This window comes from Fontimonas sp. FW305-C-3 (assembly GCF_058783185.1).
This window is the reverse complement of the sequence record NZ_JBYSYK010000001.1, coordinates 938,513-955,590: the sequence shown is the minus strand read 5'-3', so window position 1 is coordinate 955,590 and position 17,078 is coordinate 938,513. Positions and strand designations below refer to the sequence as shown.

Sequence of the window (17,078 nt, the reverse complement as noted above, 5' to 3'; positions counted from 1 at the left end):
CAGCCTATTCAACCGGGGTCACAATGCGCTGTCATGAGTAGCTACCCCCTGTTCGATGCCTTTCCCGCACTGGGGATATTTCCTCAGGCCGGCCTGCTGCGCGGGCCCACGCCGCTGCAGCGGCTGTCCGATGCTGACGACATCTGGGTCAAGCGCGACGATCTCAGCGCGACCGATTACGGCGGCAACAAGATCCGCAAGCTCGATCTGCTGCTGGGCGCTGCGCGCGCGGATCGTCGGCACGACCTGATCACGTTCGGCTATTCGGGCTCGAATTTCGTCGCCGCCACCGCCTGGCACGGCCGCAAGCTCGGCCTGCGCACGCATGCCTTCCTGCTGCCGCAGGTCAATGCGCCGTATGTGGCCGACAACCTCGCCACCGCGCTGCACAGCGGCGCACAGCTCGGCGTCGGCCACAGCGAAGCGGCGGTTGCCGTGCGCGCGGCGGCTCGCAGCCTGCGCCTGACGCTGGCCGGCCGCGTGCCGCGCTGGATTCCGCCCGGCGGCTCGACCCCGCTCGGCGCGCTGGGCTTCGTCAACGCGGCGTTCGAACTGCGCGCGCAGATCGACGCCGGCGAGATGCCGGTACCGCAGCAATTGATCGTCGCCTTCAGCAGCATGGGCACGGTGGCCGGCCTGGCGATCGGCCTGGGCCTGGCGCAGTTGCCAACGCGGATCATCGCGGTTCAGGTCGTCGGCCCCGGCTTTGCGAGCGACGCCAAACTGCAAGCCCTGACCGGGCGCACGCTGGCCTTGCTGGATCGGATCGAGCCGGCCGCGGTACCGCCAAAAATCGCCGCGATCGAGATTCACAACGAATACTTTGGCAGCGGCTACGCGGTGCCAACCGCCGAGACCAGGGCCGCCATGCAGCGCTTCGAGGCGGCAACGGGCGCCTGCAGCGACAGCGCCTACTCCGGCAAGGCGCTGGCGGCGCTGTACGCGATGAAGGCCGCGGGCAACCTGCCTGGCCCGAGTCTTTACTGGCACACCTTCAACGCTCATGGCCGGCCGGCCACGGTCGCGCCGCTGCCGCCGGACCGGCTGAGGGGTTTCCTGCTGCCGCCGGATTGAACCGTCCGGCGTGCATGAACAAACGTTCATCCAGCAACCAGTTCGCTTGATCGGCGCAGTGCCCATAGTCACTGCATGCAAATCCGTACTCGGGCGACCGCGGTCGCCGGTAAACATCCCCTGCTCCTGCTGCTCCAGGCCGGCGTTGTCGCGCTGCTGGTGTGGGCTGCCGGCCGTCTGGTCCTGGCCGCGCAGTTTCCGTCGCGCGTCGCTGGCGAATTCACCGACGTGCTGGGCATCGGCCTGCGGGTGGACTTCATCACCCTCGGCTGGATGCTCAGCGTGCCGGTACTGCTGCTGCCGCTGGCCGCCTGGCCGCGCACGCAGGCACTGTGGACGCGCTTCGCGCGGCTGTGGCTGGCCGGCTTCATCCTCACCGCCTTGATCCTCGAGCTCAGTTCACCGTCCTTCGTCGGCGAGTACGAGCTGCGTCCGAATCATCTGGCACTCGATTACCTCGGCAATCTGCATGAGGTCGGCGGCATGCTGTGGGGGGCGTTCCGCACCTCGCTGCTCGTCGGCCTGGGCGCGCTGGCCGTCGGCCTGTACCTGATGCTGCGCTGGGTACGTTCCAGCGTGGTGCCGGCACCGCGCCGTCTCGGCCTGCTGTTGCTGTGGCCGCTGGCAATCGCGCTGACGACGCTGCTGATCCGCGGCACGCTCGACCATCGGCCGGCGAATCCGGCGCTGTTCGCGCGCTGGAGCGATTCGCTGGTCAACCAGATCGCGCTCAACAGCACCTACAGCATCGGCTATGCGGCGTACGCGCTGCGTCACGAACGCGACGTCGGCGAAATCTACGGCAAGCTGCCCGAAGCCGAGCTGCGCGCCTGGTTGCGACAGGATCCGCGCTACGTCAACGCGCCTGCAGCCACGCCGACGCTGCATCGCCTGCAGCCGACGCGCCAGCGCGCGCAGCCGCTGAATCTGGTGCTGGTCGTCGAAGAAAGCCTCGGCGCCGATTTCTCCGGCCGCCTCGGCGGCCGCGGTCTGACGCCCAACCTCGATCGCTGGGCGGATTCCGGCATCTGGTTCGAGTCGCTGTACGCGACCGGCACGCGCTCGGCGCGCGGCCTCGAAGCGATCGTCTCCGGATTCCCGCCTTCGCCGGCGCAGCCGGTGCTCAAGCGCGAGCGTGCGCAGACCAACTTCACGACCTTGGCCAGCGTGCTGCGCGACGCCGGCTATCGCACCGGTTTCACCTACGGCGGCGGCTCGCATTTCGACAACATGCGCGGCTTCTTCCTCGGCAACGGCTTCGATACCGTGTTCGACGAGCACGACTACGTCGATCCGAAATTCCGCGGCAGCTGGGGCGTCTCCGACGAAGACCTGTTCGACCAGACGCTCAAGCAGGTCGGCGCGATGCACGCGGAAGGCAAACCGTTTTTCCAGCTCGTCTTCACGTCGTCCAATCACACGCCGTTCGAATTTCCGCTCGGCCGCCTGCCCGCCGAGCATGACCAACCCGGCACGCTCGAAGGCGCGGTGCGCTACGCCGACCATGCGGTCGGCCAGTTCCTCGACGCGGCGCGCAAGGAGCCGTGGTTCGAATCGACCGTCGTCATGGTCGTTGCCGATCACGACATCCGCGTCTACGGCGATGACGTCGTTCCCTTGCCGCGCTTCCGCATTCCCGGCCTGATCGTCGGCGCCGACATTCCTGCAATGACGATCAAGAGCCTGGCCAGTCAGATCGATCTGGCGCCGACGCTGCTGTCGCTGATGGGCGTCGACGCCAATGTGCCGTTCCCAGGCTACGACCTCAGCGCGATGCTGCCCGAGTTCGGCGTGGCGGACGGCCGCCGGCCGCGCGCGCTGATGCAGTTCGACAATCGCTTCGCCTGGCTGGAGGGCGACAGTCTGTCGGTGTTGTACCCAGGCGGGCGCGCCGAAACCTGGCGCGTGAACCCTGCCGACCGCAGCCTGCTTGCCGCAGCGCCGTCCGACAGCGCCATGCGCAGCAACATGCTCGGCAAGGTCTCGCTGCCGGGCTGGCTCTACGATCACGGCGGCTACCGGGTTCCGCGGGTGGAACTTGCCGGGCCGGCGCAACACCATTCGACTTCTTCGTCCCCGCTGCAGCGCACTATGATGCCGCTGACGAAGGCCCGCCCCGATCCGCGCGCGGGTCATGGGGCGGACCATGCGGCTGCTGCTGATTGAAGACGACGAAGAGCAAGCACAGCTCGCACTGAAGGGCCTGACCGCGGCGGGTCATGTCGTCGATTGCAGCAACGGCGGTCGCGATGGCCTGTTTCGCGCCTGCGCCGCGCCCTACGACCTGCTGATCGTCGATCGCATGCTGCCGCAGATGGACGGCCTCGCCGTCATCGCGGCGCTACGCACCAGCGGCAATCGTACGCCGGTGCTGATCCTCTCCGCGCTGGGCCAGGTCGACGACCGGATTCGCGGCTTGAAGGCCGGCGGCGACGATTACCTGGTCAAACCCTACGCGCTGCCCGAACTGCTGGCGCGCATCGAAGCCATCGCCAGACGCAGCGGCGATACCCACGTGGCGCGCACGGTCCTGCGCTGCGACAACCTCGAACTGAACCGCCTGGCACGCACGGTGCACCGCGGCGGCCAGGCCATCGAGCTCAAGCCCCAGGAATTCCGCCTGCTCGAATACCTGATGCTGCACGCCGGCCAGGTCGTCACGCGGACAATGTTGCTCGAAGGCGTCTGGGATTATCAGTTCGATCCGCAGACCAACATCATCGACGTCCACATCTCCCGGCTGCGCGGCAAGATCGATCTGCCCGGCGGAAAGTCGCTGATCCAGACGGTGCGCGGCGCCGGTTACCTGTTCGGAGACGTCGGGTGAAGCTGCAGGGCAATCTGAAGATCGGCCTGGCGACGCAGCTGACCGCATTGCACGCGCTGATATTCGCGCTCGCCGCCGCCGGCGTCATCGCGCTGATCGTGACCCTGATCGAGAACGATCTGCGCCACGATATCGACGACGACGTGGTCGCCGAACTCGAGGTTCTCGTCGCCGACTACGAGATCGATGGACTGGAAGGCGTCAGCGGTTTCATCGACGTGCGCAGTAAGGTCATCCTCACCGATCACGGCCGCATCTACCGGCTCGAGGATCCACAGGGACGCCGGCTGGCCGGAAACTGGCCGACATGGCCCGAGGGGCTCGGCACCGACGGCCGCATCCTGCAGCTCGACAACCCCAAGCATTCGCCGTCGACGCAATGGCTGATCGCGGCGGCACGCCTGCCCGATGGCAGCCGCGTGCTCGCCGGCTTCGACACGATCGAGCACCGGATCGTCATGAACGACATCTACCGCACTGCCGGCATCGCGCTGCTGCTGGCCTTCGTGCTGTCGATCATCGCCGGCGCGCTGGTCAATCGCACGGCCTTGCGGCCGATTGCGATGATCCGCCGCAGCGCCGAACGCATCATCGACGGCGATCTCGATCACCGCATTCCGCAGCGCGGCTCCAGGGACGAGTTCGACGCGCTGACCGCGACGCTCAACCGCATGCTGGATCGCATCCAGGCATTGATCGAAGGCGTGCGCGGCACGACCGACGCCATCGCTCACGATCTGCGCTCGCCGCTGACCCGCCATCGCGCACGCCTCGAAGCGGCGCTGACCACCCCGCCGGCCGCTGCCGATCTCGCACCCTGGGTGCAGGAAAATCTGCGCGAAGTCGATCAGGTGCTCGGCAGCTTCCGTGCCTTGCTGCAGCTGGCGACGATCGAGTCCGGCGCACAGGCGCGCCAGTTCGTCTGCGTCGATCTCCGCATGCTCGCCAGCGATGCGGTTTCCCTGTACGAGGCCGAAGCCGCCGAGCAGCAGATGAATCTGCGCCTGCGCGGCCCGGATCAGCCAATCGTCATCCGGGGGGATCGCAACCTGCTGTTCCAGAGCACCATCAATCTGATCGACAACGCGGTGAAGTACGGCGTGCGCCGGCAGACCATCGACGTCAGCGTCGAGATTGCCGAAGACGAAGGACATCGCTGGGCCCTGCTCAGCGTGACCGACCAGGGGGCCGGCATTGCCACCGCTGATCGCGAGCGCATCTTCGATCGCATGGTCCGTGGCGACCAGGCACGCCACACGCCCGGCCACGGTCTCGGCCTGAGTCTGGTCCGCGCCGTGGCGCAGCTGCACGGCGGCAGCGTCAGCGCCGAACCCAGCATGCGCGGCGGCCATTTGCTGCTGCGATTGCCGATGACGGAATGAGCGTTCACGGCGGCAGCACCCTGCATGGGCGATACTGTCGCCACTCATGGATCTCAATTCTTCATTCGAATCGCTGACGCGGATCGGTTTCAACCAACGCCAGGTGCAGGCGCTGCAGGGCCTGCAGACCGCCGGGCTCGTTGGCCGCGTCGTCGCCGTGCATCGCGATCGTTTCGAAGTCGACGACGGCGAGACCCGCTTCAGCGCGATGCTCGCGCCACCGCTGGCGACCAAGCAACGCGACGGCAGCGATACCACCGTCGTCGGCGACTGGTGCCTGTGGGAAACGCCGTCCAGCGGCACGCCGCTGATCATGGCGCTGGCACCGCGCGAGACCCTGATCGCACGCGGGCGCGACAACGGCGAGCGACAGCCGCTGGTCTCCAACGTCGACACCGCCTTGCTCGTCATGGGCCTCGACGACAATTACAACCCGAACCGCCTAGAGCGTTTCCTTGCGCTCGTGCGCAGCGCAAGAATCTTTCCGGTCATCGTGCTGAGCAAGGCCGATCTGTGCCCGGAGCTCGATGCGCGGCTGGAGACCATTCGCAGCCTCGCCGGTGCGGACACACCGGTGTTTGCCGGCGACGTGCGCGATCCTGCACTGTGCGCGCAGCTCGCGCCGTGGCTGGAGCGCGGCCAGACGCTGGTGCTGCTCGGCTCCTCCGGCGTCGGCAAGTCCACGCTTGCCAATGCCCTGCTCGGCGATCAGAGCCAGGCGACCGGCGCGGTCAGCGAACTCGGTGCGCGCGGCCGTCATACGACGGTGGCGCGGCGCCTGCTGCGCCTGGGCGGCGGCGCCTGCCTGATCGATACGCCGGGCCTGCGCGAGTTGCAGCTGACCGGTGCCGAACAACTGCAGGAGTCGGGCTTCGAAGAGATTCACGCGCTCGCCGCCGGCTGCCGCTACAGCGATTGCCGCCATCTGAGCGAGCCCGGCTGCGCGGTGCGCGATGTCGTCGATCCGGCGCGTCTCGGCAACTTCCGCAAGCTGAGCGCCGAAGTCGCGCTCGCGCAACGCACGCAATTGCAGAAGCGCGACAAGAAGCAGCAGGACAAGGTCGTACAGAAATCGCTGCGCAAGCTGTACAAGGATCGCGACGAGAAATAGCACTCGTTGCAGCACCGGCCGCAGACTCAGGCTTCCTCCTCTTCCACGCACAGCGTCGCGACGCCCTCACGAATGAGTTCGGCGAGGCGCCGGGCACCGGGCCCGCTGGCGTCCTGCTGCGGCAGTATCAGATACAGCTCGGCAAAGCGCTCGCTGCCTTCGATGATTTCCAGCGCCTTGAGCTCACCGCGCGCCAGTTCGTCGCGGATGATGTTTTCCGCGTACCACGCAAAGCCGAGGCCGAGCGTCGCCGCGCGGATCGACGTCGCCTTGTTGGAAACGGTCCAGCGCTGTTCGGCACCGAGCCAGTTGTTGCCTTCGCGGGTGCGCTGCGTACCGGAGTCGCGGATCACCAGATGGCGATGACGCCGCAGGTCTTCGTAGCTGACCGGCCGGCCGAGCTGATGCAAGGGGTGTTGCGGCGCGGCGGCGCAGACGAAACGCATGCGGCGCAGCCGCGAGCCGCTGAAGCCGACCGGAATCCTTGAGGCGATCGCCACATCCGCGCGGCCCTCGAGCACGGCTTCGTCAGTGCCGCCGAGCACGGTCTCGTACAGCTCGATGCGGGTTTCCGGGCGTTCCGCGGCGAAGCGGTTGAGACAATCCAGCAACAGCCAGGTCGGAAAGATCGTCTCGACCGCGAGGCTCAGCTCCGGCTCCCAGCCCTGCGCGAGGTTCGTCGCCGCGCGTTCCAGGCGCGTCGCTTCTTCGAGCAGGGCCAGCCCGCGCCGGTACAGAACCTGCCCGGCTTCGGTCAGCACCGCCTTGCGGCCTTGAATCTCGAAAGCCTGAACGCCGAGCAGCGTCTGCAGCTTCTGCACCGCATAGGTCACCGCGGACTGGGACTTGTGCAGGGCCACGGCCGCCTGGGCATATCCGCCGGCATCGACGACGGCAATCAGCGCGCGCCACTGCTCAAGGCTGATCTTCGGACCGCTCATTATCTAATTATTGGATTGATTAGGCCGAAATATTGCGCTTTTTTATCTAATTCGACAATCGTTTAATGGCGTCACGCCCAAGGGCACCTCACCAACGGAGCACGCGCCATGAGTCACCCAGTTCCTACTCTCCTGCAGATCAACTCCAGCCTCTTCGCCGAAAACGGCCAGTCCTCGCAGCTCGCCCAGCAGGTCGTGGCCGCCTGGCAGCTCAAGCACCCGGATGGCCGCGTCGTCGTCCGCGATCTCGCCGCCCAGCCGCTGCCGCACCTGACCGCCGAACGTTTCCAGGCTTTCCTGACGAAGCCGGAAGAACGCAGCGCCGCCCAGCAGGCCGTTGCCGCCGAAAGCGACGCGCTGATCGAAGAACTGCGGACCGCCGATACCGTCGTCATCGGCCTGCCGATGTACAACTTCGGCATTCCGTCGACGCTCAAGGCCTGGTTCGATCACATCGCTCGCGCCGGTGTCACCTTCCGCTACACCGCGACCGGCCCGGAAGGCCTGCTCGGTGGCCGCAAGGTTTACGTGCTCGCCGCGCGCGGCGGCCGCTATCTGGGCACAAGCAAGGACTCGCAGAGCGGTCATGTTCGCGACTTCCTCGCTTTCCTCGGCATGAGCGACGTCGAGTTCGTTTACGCCGAAGGCCTCAATATGGGCGACGCGCCCCGCCGCGAGGCACTGGACGCCGCGCATACGCAGATCGACCGTCTTGCCGCCTGATCGCGGCTCCACATTCACCTCAAGGAAAAAATGCCATGAACAACACACTTGAAACCCTGAAGCCCTGGATCCTGCTCGCCGGCCGCCTCTTGATCGCGCTGATCTTCGTCGGTGCCGGCTGGTCGAAGATCGGCGGTTATGAAGGCACCCAGCAGTACATGCAGTCGGTCGGCGTGCCCGGCGCGCTGCTGCCGCTGGTGATCTTCGTCGAACTCGGCGGCGGCCTGGCCATCATCCTCGGCCTGCTGACGCGTCTCGCGGCGTTTGGCCTGGCGATCTTCAGCATCGTCTCGGCGGTGCTGTTCCACGGCGGCGCCGATCAGATTCAGCAGATCATGTTCATGAAGAACCTGGCGATGGCCGGCGGCTTCCTGTTCCTGGTTGCCCACGGCGCCGGCGCGATCAGCCTCGACGCCAAGCTGTTCAAGAAGTAGGTCTTCACCGCACACGCTCTATCACCCTGCGCGCCGCGAGGCCCGCAGTCACTGGAGAATCACATGTCCACTCGCAAGTTGAATCAGGTCATCCCCGGCGTCGAGACTTCGGACGGCGCCGGCGTCAAGCTGCGCCGCAGCGTCGGCTCCATGCCCGGCCTGCGCCTGGATCCGTTCCTGATGCTCGACGAGTTCGGCACCGAGAATCCGGACGACTACATCGCCGGCTTCCCGCCGCATCCGCACCGCGGCTTCGAAACCGTGACCTACATGATCGACGGCCACATGCGCCACGAAGATCATCTCGGCAATGTCGGCGAGCTGAAGAGCGGCGGCGTGCAGTGGATGACCGCCGGCCGCGGCGTGATCCACTCGGAGATGCCGCAGCAGGAAAGCGGCCGCATGCGCGGCTTTCAGCTGTGGATCAACTTGCCGGCCAAGGAAAAAATGAAGCCGGCCGGTTATCGCGACATTCCGGCGGATCAGATTCCGGTGGCGACGCTCGCCGACGGCAGCACGATCAAGGTCATTGCCGGCTATCCGCTGATCGATGGCCGCATCGTGAGCGGCCCGATCAATCCGCAGGCCGGCACGATGGCGACCGATCCGCTGTATCTCGACGTCCGCCTGCCAGCCGGTGCGCAACAGACGCTGCCAGTGCCGGCGGGGCACACCGCGCTGATCTACGTCTACGAAGGCGCGCTGGAAGTCGGCGGCGATGCGGCGCGCACACTGAACACCTATGCCGCCGGCGTGCTAGCCGATGGCGATGAAGTGCAGGTGCGCGCGCCGCAGGCAGACACGCGGTTTATCCTGATCGCCGGCAAGGCGCTGCATGAGCCGGTCGTCCAGTACGGTCCGTTCGTGATGAACACGCGCGAAGAGATCGAACAGGCGATCGATGACTACCGCCGCGGCAAGCTGGCTGCGTAGCTTGCCTCCCTCTCCCCGCAAGCGGGGAGAGGGAACCAATCACGGGAGATGCACGATGAGCAGCACCGATACCGCAGAGAATCCGAACCGCGCGCAGCCATGCGCGCGGCCCGCCTTGCAACGCATCGCCGCACGCGAGTCGGTGCTGGGCGAAGGCATGCGCATCCGCCGCGCGCTGCCGGCGCAGGTACGCAAGACGATCGGCGCCTGGGTCTTCCTCGATCATTTCGGCCCGCTCGACATCACGCACGGCGACGGCATGCGCGTCGGCCCGCATCCGCACACCGGCCTGCAGACCTTCACCTGGCCGATCTCCGGCGAAATCCTGCATCGCGACAGCCTCGGCTACGAGCAGCTGATCCGCCCTGGCCAGATCAACCTGATGACCGCCGGCCGCGGCATCTCGCATTCGGAGGAGTCGCCGTCCGAGCGCTCGCCGATCATGCACGGCGCGCAGCTGTGGATTGCACTGCCGGACAGTCATCGCGACATCGCGCCGGCGTTCGAGCACTACGCGGTCGTGCCATCGCTGGATCGCGACGGCTTTCGCATTACCCTGCTCGCCGGTGAATTCGGTGGGCTGACCTCAGCGGTCAAGGTCTACTCGCCGTTGCTCGGCCTCGAACTGCTGAGCGGCAAGGCCGCCAGCATCGAACTGCCACTGCGCCGCGACTTCGAGCACGGCGTGCTCGTGCTCGAAGGTTCGGTGACGTTCTGCGAGGAAACTGTCGGCCCTGGCGAGCTGCTGTATCTGCCGGTCGGCGCCGATGCCGCGTCGCTGACCAGCCACGGCGCTTCCCGCACGCTGCTGATCGGCGGCACGCCGTACACCGACGAGCTGCTGATCTGGTGGAACTTCATCGGCCGCAACAAGGCTGACATCGAACGCTTTACCGACGACTGGAACGCCGGCCGGGGCTTCGGTGAAGTGCACGGCTATCCGGGCAAGCCGCTGACCGCGCCGCCCGTTCCCTGGACGCGCAAGACCTGAAGGATCCGACCCATGAGAGAAATCGCCAGAGTTGAAGTCAGCGGCGGCAATGCGCCGTACAAGCAGGACATCCAGGCCGGTCGCCATGCACTGACGGCCGACGAACCTGCGAAGGCCGGCGGTGCCGATGCCGGCCCGGCGCCCTACCAGTTCATCCTCGCCGGCCTGGGCGCCTGCACCAGCATGACGCTATCCATGTACGCCGAGCGCAAGCAATGGAACATCGGCAAGCTGCATGTGGCACTGCAACTGAACAAGGATTCCGACGGCGTGGCCTCCATCGAACGCCAGCTCAGCAGCGATGCAGCGCTCAGCGACGAACAGTGGCAGCGCCTGCTGGAGATTGCCGAGAAGACGCCGGTGACACTGACGGTCAAGGCCGGTGCGAACATCACGACGAGACGCGCCTGAGCGGAGCCGCTTTCCCCTAAACTGCGCGGCATGATCTCCCTGACTCGCGCCACGCTGCGCCGTGGCGCCCGCACCCTGCTCGAAGACACGAGCTTCACGCTGTATGCCGGCTGGCATGTCGGCGTGGTCGGCCGCAACGGCACCGGCAAGTCGACCTTGTTCGCCGCCTTCATGGGCGAACTGCAGGCGGATCGCGGCGAGATCAGCGTGCCGCGCCATCTGACGATTGCGTCCGTCGCACAGGAAACCCCGGCGCTGGCGGATCCGGCCATCGAGTTTGTGCTCGATGGAGATGCCGAGCTGCGCGATCTGGAACGCCGTCTGGCACAGGCCGAAGCCGCGCACGACGCGTTGAAGATCGGCGCCTTGCACGAGCGTCTGAACACCATCGGCGGCTATGCGGCGCGCGCACGCGCCGGGCGTCTGCTGCATGGCCTGGGATTTTCCAGCGAGCAGCAGGATCAGCCGGTCGCAAGTTTCTCCGGCGGCTGGCGCATGCGCCTGAACCTGGCGCGCGCGCTGATGTGCCGCTCCGACCTGCTGCTGCTCGACGAACCGACCAATCATCTCGATCTTGATACCGTCATCTGGCTGCAGAGCTGGCTCGGAAACTATCCGGGCACGCTGCTGCTGATCTCGCACGACCGCGAATTTCTCGACGCAGTGACGACGCACACGCTGCACCTGGAGCACCTGTCGGCAGTGCTCTACACCGGCGGCTATTCCGCGTTCGAGCTGCAACGCGCCGAGAAGCTGCGCCTGCAGGCCGCGGCCTACGCCCAGCAGCAGGCGCGCGTTGCGCATCTGGAAAGCTTCATCCGCCGCTTCAAGGCCAAGGCGACCAAGGCGCGCCAGGCGCAGAGCCGCGTCAAAGCGCTGGAACGCATGGAGCTGGTCGCGCCGGCGCACTGGGATTCGGAGTTCTCGTTCGAATTCCCGGTGCCGGAGAAGCTGCCTTCGCCGCTGATCAAGTTCGACAAGGCTTCCGCCGGCTATCCGCAGCGCACCGTGCTCGGCAACCTGCGCCTGCAGATCGCGCCGGGCGACCGCATCGGCCTGCTCGGCGCGAACGGCGCCGGCAAATCAACGCTGGTGCGCACGCTGGCGGGCGAGCTGGCGCCACTCGGCGGCCAGGCTGTCCGCGCGCCGGATCTGCGCATCGGCTACTTCGCCCAGCATCAGCTGGAGTATCTCGATCCGCAGGCCTCGCCGGTGCTGCATCTGCGCCGGCTCAATCCGCTGGCGACCGAGCAGGCGATCCGCGATTTTCTCGGCGGCTTCAATTTCCGCGGCGATCGCGCCTTCGAGGCGGTCGCGCCGTTCTCCGGCGGTGAGAAGGCGCGCCTGGCACTGGCGATGGTCGTCTATCAGCAGCCGAATCTGCTGCTGCTCGACGAGCCGACCAACCACCTCGATCTCGACATGCGTCACGCGTTGGAGACGGCGCTGGCGGAGTACGCAGGCGCGGTCATCGTCGTCTCGCACGATCGTCATCTGCTGAGTGCCACCTGCGACGATTTCTGGCTCGTCGCCAACGGCAGCTGCGAACCTTTCGACGGAAACCTCGAGGATTACGCGCGCTGGCTGTCGAACCGCGACGACAACGGCGCGCGACCGCAGCGCGCGGTCGACGGGCCGAAGGAGCAGCGTCGCAGCGCCGCCCTCTCGCGCGAGCAGATCAAGCCGCTGCGCGATGCGGTGAAGAAACTCGACACGCAGATGGCGAAGCTGCAGCAGGACATCGCGAAGATCGACGCCAAACTCGCCGATCCGGCGCTCTACGCGACCGCAAAGCCGGGCGAGATCGCGCAGCTGCAGCGCGAGCAGCGCGAACTCAGCGGCCGCCTCGCGGCGGTCGAGGAAGAATGGCTCAGCGCCGCCGAAGCGCTGGAGACCGCGCAGGCGCCTTAAGCGCGACGACCGCTGGCGCGGCGCAGCGGCGCTGCCGGTGCATGAAATGCCTCGACGGCGCTGGGCGCGGCATCCAGTACATGCGGCGGCCGGGCACGGCGATGCACGCGATACATCTCGCGCACCCAGGCGATGCCGGGCCGCGCCTGCCAAGGGCAGGCCAGCGGCGCGAGCGCGTCGCGATATTCCGGATCGGAAAACACCGGATGCTCGTCCGGGCAGACCAGTGGCGCGAGGCGCGAAGCCGCGGTGATGTCCGCCACGCTCAGATGCGTGCCGACCAGATAGACCTTGCCGCTCTGAGCCTGACGGTCGAGTTCGCGCAGCGTGCGATCAACCACGCGCCGCGAATGTTCGATCAGCGCCGGCGTCAGACCGAGGCCGCGACGGAAGATGCGATGCAGCACCGGGTAGCCGATGCGCATCAGCGCGGCTTCGCCGAGGCTGGCATCCAGCGCCCACAGGCGCCGCACCAGCTCGGGGGATTCCAGCAAGGTGGCGTAGACGCAGCGCACGATGTGCGGTGCGATGTGATCGTAATGCGCCTCGACCTGCATCGCGGCAGCACGTTCTTCCGGATTCTGCGGAATCAACGGAAACGGCGCGCGATGCGTCTCGAGCCATTCGAGAATCCGTGTGCTGTCCTGGATCATGACCCCATCGGCCTGCAGGGTCGGCAGCGACACGCCCTGGCTGCCGCCGATGCTCAGCGAGCCGGCGTAGTGGAGGAAAGGCGTCAAGCGGTGTTCGCGGTAGTGCAGTCCCACCGCATCCAGCGCCCAGCGGATTTTCTCGCTCGATTGCGAGGCGGCGAAGGTATACAGCGTCATTGCCGGATCAGTCCCTGATCCCCTCTGCTGCGCGTGTGCGGTCATCCTGATCTCCGTGTGCCCTGACAGTTCGCCTACACCCCAACGGCGGCACCGTAGCGCCTGAAAGTGACAAGCAAACGTCGCGCCAAGACTGCGCGACAGGGCGTTTCATGCTGTTGTCCGGAGACGATAAACCCTGTCCGGCGAACCTTCGATGAACCGCGCACTGGTCAGCGCGAGGCATCCCGGCTAATGTCCGCGCCCTGGGGGCCTCGCAGGCCCTGCCAACCGCTCACGGGGGCTGTACGAGCGATCTCACCGCCAGCATTGCCGGCCTTGCCGTTCTGACCGCGTTGTTTGGCGCGGCCATGCTGCTGTTCCTGCTGCCGCGCGCACGGGCGCTGCGCGCTGGCCTGGAACGGGCCGGCGCTCGGCGCTGGGCGCCGCGGACGCTGGATTTCGCTGATCGCAGCGTCGCCGTGCGGGTCAGCACGCCGCCACGGCACAGTACGCCGCAACTCGTTTTCTCGACCCCGATCGCGCGCCTGCCGGCGCTGCAGATTCGCCGCCCAAGCCGGCTCGACCGTCTGGGGCAGCGCTGCGGCCTCGCCCGCGCAACCGGCAGCGGGGATGCCGCCTTCGATCGCCGCGCGCTGGTGAGTTGCAATTACCGGGAACTGGCGACGCTCTTGCTGCGCGAGCCGGCGATGCGCGATGCGATCCTGGCGCTGTTCGACGCAGGGGCCTGCGCGCTGCGTTTCGAGGACGGCGAGCTGAGCGCATGCTTCGAAGCCAGCGGCGATGCCGAGACGCTGCAGCGCACAATGCAGGAGCGCGCCGAACTGCTCGCGGCGCTGGCGCGCCAGCCGATGAGCATCATCGGCGCGCTGACGCCAATGACGCCGCTATGGCAGCTACGTCGTATGAGCTTGCTCATCGGTGGCGTGCTGCTACCGCTCGCCGCCATCGGCGCCTGCGTGGTCTTTCTCGACCGCTACGCGCCGCTGGACCTGCAGGCGCTGGTGTTCGATGCATTGAAGCTGGCCCCGCTGTGGGGGCTAGGCGCACTGGCCCCGGCGCTGCTCTGGCTGCGCGGCCATCCAGACAGCGCGCGACTGCTGCCGGCCGCGCTGCTCGCCAGCGGAATTGCCGCCGCGCCAGCAGCCATCGCCTTCAATCTCGTCCGCAACGGCGGCGACGCCGCTGCGGCACGCGACGCGGTGGTCGCGGTGACTGGCAGCGTCAAGCTGTCCGGCCCGCAGTCGCCGACCCTGCGCTGGTCGAGCACCGCCTTGCAGCGCCGCGGCCTGTTCGGCGCTCCGCATGCGCTGTCGACCCAGGTCAGCGAAGCGCAGTGGCAGTCAACGCCGATTGCCCGCGCGCGCCTGCACGCGCGCATCGCGCCGGGCGCCTTGGGGTATCCCTGGCTCGTCTCGGTCGCCGCCACCAGCGTGGCCGAAGACGATCGTATTGCCGCCGATCCGGGACCGACGCCGGCCGCGACAGCGCCGGAGATAGCGGGCACGGCGCTGCAACTGAGTTATCAACTGCGCCTGCCGGCGGAAAGCGGCGGCGACCTGCTCGCACAGGCCAAGGCCGACTACGCCGAGGGCAACCTGCCGATGGCCGGCCAGCGCCTCGATCAGGCCCTGGCACAGCTTGAGCGCGAAGCCGCGCCGCCAGCGGCGCGGGCGGACGCGCTCTGGCACCGCGCGATGGTCTACGCAAAGCTCGGTGCGCCGTTCGCCGTCCAGCAGGAGGCCGATGCGCGCGCCGCGCTGACGCTCGTCCCGGGCCACAGCGGGGCCACAGCGCTGCTCGACGACATCCTGATCAGCCGGCGCAGCTACGGCGAAGCACTGCACCTGTGGGAAGCGGTTCTCGCGCAGCAGCCGGGCTATCAGTTCGGCCATTACAAACGTGCGCAGCTGCTGGCGGCCACCGGCGCGCTCGTCGAGGCGCGCAACGAGGCTCAAGCAAGCTGCCGGCTCGGCGAACGCGCGGCCTGCGATCTTGCCGAAAGCTTCTGAGGCGGTGTGGCCGCGAGCCAAGGTCAGCCGTCTCGGTGCTCGCCGTCAAGGTAGAACCACGCGCCGTTCTCGCGAACGAAGCGGCTGACCTCGTGCAGGCGCACCGCGCTGCCGCCACCGATCCTGTAACGCGCCACGAATTCGACGATGCCCGCATCTTCGCTGCCTGGCTCGGCCCGCAGGATCTTGAGTCCCAGCCATTTCGTCGCAGGATCCAGATCAAGTTCCTCGACCGGCGGCCGCCGGCTCGGATGCCAGGTCACGAGCAGATACAGGGCCAGCCGCTGCACGTAGGCGCAGTACCGCGAACGCATCAGCGCCTCCGGCGTCGGCGCCAGCGCGCCGGCGTGATACGGCCCGCAGCAACCTGCGTATTCCAGCCCGGACTCGCAAGCACAGGCGTCGACCAGCGCCTTCACCTTCATCGGCCCGATCCGCGCTGCCAGACCAGGCAGCGATTGTTGGCGGGCATCGCGTAGTCCTCGATCAGCTGCAGGCCGATCCCTCGCGCGAGTGCATCGACTGCCTCGAAGTCGCGCACCGCCATATGCGGCCCCTGGCTGAGCAACCATTCGTCGAACTTCACGTTGCTTTCGCTGGTGTGCCGGCCGCCGTACTTGAACGGCCCGTACAGGATCAGGCGGCTGCCGTCGGCCAGCACCGCATCCAGCCCACGGAACATCTGCTCGACTTCGGACCAGCTCATGATGTGGATCGAGTTGGCGCAGAACACTGCGTCGTAGCGGTCCTCTGGCCAGGCGTCCGCGCTGACGTCCAAGGTCAGCGGCGCCGGTGTATTCGGCAGCCGCGCCTCGTCCAGCCACATCCGGATGCCGGGCAGATTCGCCGCCCGGTCCGAAGACTGCCAGCACAGATGCGGCAAAGCCTCGGCGAAATGCACCGCATGCTGTCCGGTGCCGCTACCGAGTTCGAGCACGCGCCGACAAGCCGCGAGCTGGAGGCGCAACACCTCGAGGATCGGCTCGCGATTGCGCTCGCAGGACGGCGAAAACGGCTTGTCGGCCACAGCGCCCTACCCCAGCGTAAACGCCAGCCCGGCGACACCGCGCCACAGGCACAGCAGGCCGAGCACCAGCACGAGAATGAACGTCAGTAGGGTGCCGTAGAAGCGGCCGAACTTCCATTTCTCGGTGTAGGACAGCGCGATGCCGTGCAGCACGCGCGCCACCACCAGCGTGACGCCCAGCGCATGCAGCATCCAGACCGGCGTCGCGCCGCCGACTTCGAGCAAAGCCATCATCAGCAGGATGAACGGCACGTACTCGGCGAAATTGCCGTGCCCGCGAATGCGCCGCAGCAGCGCGACGTCTTCGCCGTGTCCAAGGCTCACGCCATGGCCACGCTGCTGCACGACCCGCACGCTGAGCGCGAGAAACAGGATGGCCAGCAGGCCGGCATACAGCGGTGTGATGAACATGGTCAGCTCCCCCGGTGGTGTCGGTTCAGCCTACGTTGAGCCACCGCTGCTGACAATCCG

At 67.2% G+C, this 17,078-nt stretch carries 17 protein-coding genes; 12 read left to right on the top strand and 5 right to left on the bottom strand.

Annotation, left to right across the window (positions count from 1 at the left end; translation table 11 throughout):
* The first annotated feature begins 33 nt into the window (after positions 1-33).
* From AC3WUF_RS04485 to rsgA, 5 genes are all read left to right on the top strand, one after another.
* A complete protein-coding gene (locus AC3WUF_RS04485) occupies positions 34-1,074 on the top strand; it encodes a 1-aminocyclopropane-1-carboxylate deaminase/D-cysteine desulfhydrase (protein ID WP_492422830.1) in 1,041 nt (346 codons plus the stop codon).
* 75 nt (positions 1,075-1,149) lie between these two features.
* Positions 1,150-3,240: an LTA synthase family protein gene (locus AC3WUF_RS04480; protein WP_492422828.1), complete on the top strand. Its 2,091-nt coding sequence runs from the start codon at positions 1,150-1,152 to the stop codon at positions 3,238-3,240.
* On the top strand, positions 3,221-3,901 hold the full coding sequence (locus AC3WUF_RS04475) for a response regulator transcription factor (RefSeq protein WP_492422826.1): 681 nt from the start codon (positions 3,221-3,223) through the stop codon (positions 3,899-3,901). The genes AC3WUF_RS04480 and AC3WUF_RS04475 overlap by 20 nt, the downstream gene beginning before the upstream one ends.
* Positions 3,898-5,283 carry a sensor histidine kinase gene (locus AC3WUF_RS04470; protein WP_492422824.1) on the top strand — a complete coding sequence of 462 codons (1,386 nt, stop codon included), beginning with the start codon at positions 3,898-3,900 and terminating at the stop codon, positions 5,281-5,283. The genes AC3WUF_RS04475 and AC3WUF_RS04470 overlap by 4 nt, the downstream gene beginning before the upstream one ends.
* A 46-nt stretch (positions 5,284-5,329) precedes the next feature.
* The gene (gene rsgA / locus AC3WUF_RS04465) at positions 5,330-6,394 is read left to right on the top strand and encodes a ribosome small subunit-dependent GTPase A (RefSeq protein ID WP_492422822.1); all 1,065 of its coding nucleotides are present in this window, start codon (positions 5,330-5,332) and stop codon (positions 6,392-6,394) included.
* A gap of 26 nt (positions 6,395-6,420) precedes the next feature.
* On the opposite strand, the gene AC3WUF_RS04460 is transcribed toward rsgA, so the two are convergent.
* Entirely contained in the window at positions 6,421-7,335 is a 915-nt protein-coding gene (locus AC3WUF_RS04460) for a LysR family transcriptional regulator (protein ID WP_492422820.1), read from the bottom strand.
* 108 nt (positions 7,336-7,443) lie between these two features.
* On the opposite strand from AC3WUF_RS04460, the gene AC3WUF_RS04455 reads away from it, so the two are divergent.
* From AC3WUF_RS04455 to AC3WUF_RS04430, 6 genes are all read left to right on the top strand, one after another.
* On the top strand, positions 7,444-8,058 hold the full coding sequence (locus AC3WUF_RS04455) for an FMN-dependent NADH-azoreductase (protein WP_492422818.1): 615 nt from the start codon (positions 7,444-7,446) through the stop codon (positions 8,056-8,058).
* 35 nt (positions 8,059-8,093) lie between these two features.
* The gene (locus AC3WUF_RS04450) at positions 8,094-8,492 is read left to right on the top strand and encodes a DoxX family protein (RefSeq protein WP_492422816.1); all 399 of its coding nucleotides are present in this window, start codon (positions 8,094-8,096) and stop codon (positions 8,490-8,492) included.
* Between the two features lie 63 nt (positions 8,493-8,555).
* Positions 8,556-9,425 carry a pirin family protein gene (locus AC3WUF_RS04445; RefSeq protein WP_492422814.1) on the top strand — a complete coding sequence of 290 codons (870 nt, stop codon included), beginning with the start codon at positions 8,556-8,558 and terminating at the stop codon, positions 9,423-9,425.
* Positions 9,426-9,480: 55 nt separating this feature from the next.
* The gene (locus tag AC3WUF_RS04440) at positions 9,481-10,416 is read left to right on the top strand and encodes a pirin family protein (protein ID WP_492422812.1); all 936 of its coding nucleotides are present in this window, start codon (positions 9,481-9,483) and stop codon (positions 10,414-10,416) included.
* A gap of 12 nt (positions 10,417-10,428) precedes the next feature.
* On the top strand, positions 10,429-10,827 hold the full coding sequence (locus AC3WUF_RS04435; protein WP_492422811.1) for an OsmC family protein: 399 nt from the start codon (positions 10,429-10,431) through the stop codon (positions 10,825-10,827).
* A 30-nt stretch (positions 10,828-10,857) separates the two neighbouring features.
* Positions 10,858-12,738: an ATP-binding cassette domain-containing protein gene (locus tag AC3WUF_RS04430; protein WP_492422809.1), complete on the top strand. Its 1,881-nt coding sequence runs from the start codon at positions 10,858-10,860 to the stop codon at positions 12,736-12,738.
* On the opposite strand, the gene AC3WUF_RS04425 is transcribed toward AC3WUF_RS04430, so the two are convergent.
* Positions 12,735-13,568: a glutathione S-transferase family protein gene (locus tag AC3WUF_RS04425; protein ID WP_492422807.1), complete on the bottom strand. Its 834-nt coding sequence runs from the start codon at positions 13,566-13,568 to the stop codon at positions 12,735-12,737. The two genes, AC3WUF_RS04430 and AC3WUF_RS04425, sit on opposite strands and share 4 nt — an antisense overlap.
* Before the next feature lie 350 nt (positions 13,569-13,918).
* Here AC3WUF_RS04425 and AC3WUF_RS04420 point away from each other — a divergent pair, with 350 nt between their 5' ends.
* Positions 13,919-15,580: a hypothetical protein gene (locus AC3WUF_RS04420; protein ID WP_492422805.1), complete on the top strand. Its 1,662-nt coding sequence runs from the start codon at positions 13,919-13,921 to the stop codon at positions 15,578-15,580.
* A 23-nt stretch (positions 15,581-15,603) separates the two neighbouring features.
* Here AC3WUF_RS04420 and AC3WUF_RS04415 read toward each other — a convergent pair whose 3' ends face one another.
* The 3 genes from AC3WUF_RS04415 to AC3WUF_RS04405 are packed head-to-tail and all read right to left on the bottom strand — an operon-like array spanning position 15,604 to position 17,018.
* Positions 15,604-16,005 (bottom strand): YchJ family protein, encoded by a 402-nt coding sequence (locus AC3WUF_RS04415; RefSeq protein WP_492422803.1) that lies wholly within the window; start codon positions 16,003-16,005, stop codon positions 15,604-15,606.
* A complete protein-coding gene (locus AC3WUF_RS04410; protein WP_492422801.1) occupies positions 16,002-16,607 on the bottom strand; it encodes a DUF938 domain-containing protein in 606 nt (201 codons plus the stop codon). Before AC3WUF_RS04410 ends, AC3WUF_RS04415 begins: the two co-directional genes overlap by 4 nt.
* Before the next feature lie 6 nt (positions 16,608-16,613).
* The gene (locus AC3WUF_RS04405; RefSeq protein WP_492422799.1) at positions 16,614-17,018 is read right to left on the bottom strand and encodes an MAPEG family protein; all 405 of its coding nucleotides are present in this window, start codon (positions 17,016-17,018) and stop codon (positions 16,614-16,616) included.
* Positions 17,019-17,078 lie beyond the last annotated feature (60 nt).

Coding starts and splice junctions, on each gene's coding strand:
- AC3WUF_RS04425 (WP_492422807.1), bottom strand. CDS start 13,568: ATGACGCTGTATACCTTCGCCGCCTCGCAATCGAGCGAGAAAATCCGC.
- AC3WUF_RS04430 (WP_492422809.1), top strand. CDS start 10,858: ATGATCTCCCTGACTCGCGCCACGCTGCGCCGTGGCGCCCGCACCCTG.
- AC3WUF_RS04440 (WP_492422812.1), top strand. CDS start 9,481: ATGAGCAGCACCGATACCGCAGAGAATCCGAACCGCGCGCAGCCATGC.
- AC3WUF_RS04460 (WP_492422820.1), bottom strand. CDS start 7,335: ATGAGCGGTCCGAAGATCAGCCTTGAGCAGTGGCGCGCGCTGATTGCC.
- rsgA (WP_492422822.1), top strand. CDS start 5,330: ATGGATCTCAATTCTTCATTCGAATCGCTGACGCGGATCGGTTTCAAC.
- AC3WUF_RS04485 (WP_492422830.1), top strand. CDS start 34: ATGAGTAGCTACCCCCTGTTCGATGCCTTTCCCGCACTGGGGATATTT.
- AC3WUF_RS04420 (WP_492422805.1), top strand. CDS start 13,919: ATGCTGCTGTTCCTGCTGCCGCGCGCACGGGCGCTGCGCGCTGGCCTG.
- AC3WUF_RS04405 (WP_492422799.1), bottom strand. CDS start 17,018: ATGTTCATCACACCGCTGTATGCCGGCCTGCTGGCCATCCTGTTTCTC.
- AC3WUF_RS04415 (WP_492422803.1), bottom strand. CDS start 16,005: ATGAAGGTGAAGGCGCTGGTCGACGCCTGTGCTTGCGAGTCCGGGCTG.
- AC3WUF_RS04475 (WP_492422826.1), top strand. CDS start 3,221: ATGCGGCTGCTGCTGATTGAAGACGACGAAGAGCAAGCACAGCTCGCA.
- AC3WUF_RS04435 (WP_492422811.1), top strand. CDS start 10,429: ATGAGAGAAATCGCCAGAGTTGAAGTCAGCGGCGGCAATGCGCCGTAC.
- AC3WUF_RS04450 (WP_492422816.1), top strand. CDS start 8,094: ATGAACAACACACTTGAAACCCTGAAGCCCTGGATCCTGCTCGCCGGC.
- AC3WUF_RS04480 (WP_492422828.1), top strand. CDS start 1,150: ATGCAAATCCGTACTCGGGCGACCGCGGTCGCCGGTAAACATCCCCTG.
- AC3WUF_RS04455 (WP_492422818.1), top strand. CDS start 7,444: ATGAGTCACCCAGTTCCTACTCTCCTGCAGATCAACTCCAGCCTCTTC.
- AC3WUF_RS04445 (WP_492422814.1), top strand. CDS start 8,556: ATGTCCACTCGCAAGTTGAATCAGGTCATCCCCGGCGTCGAGACTTCG.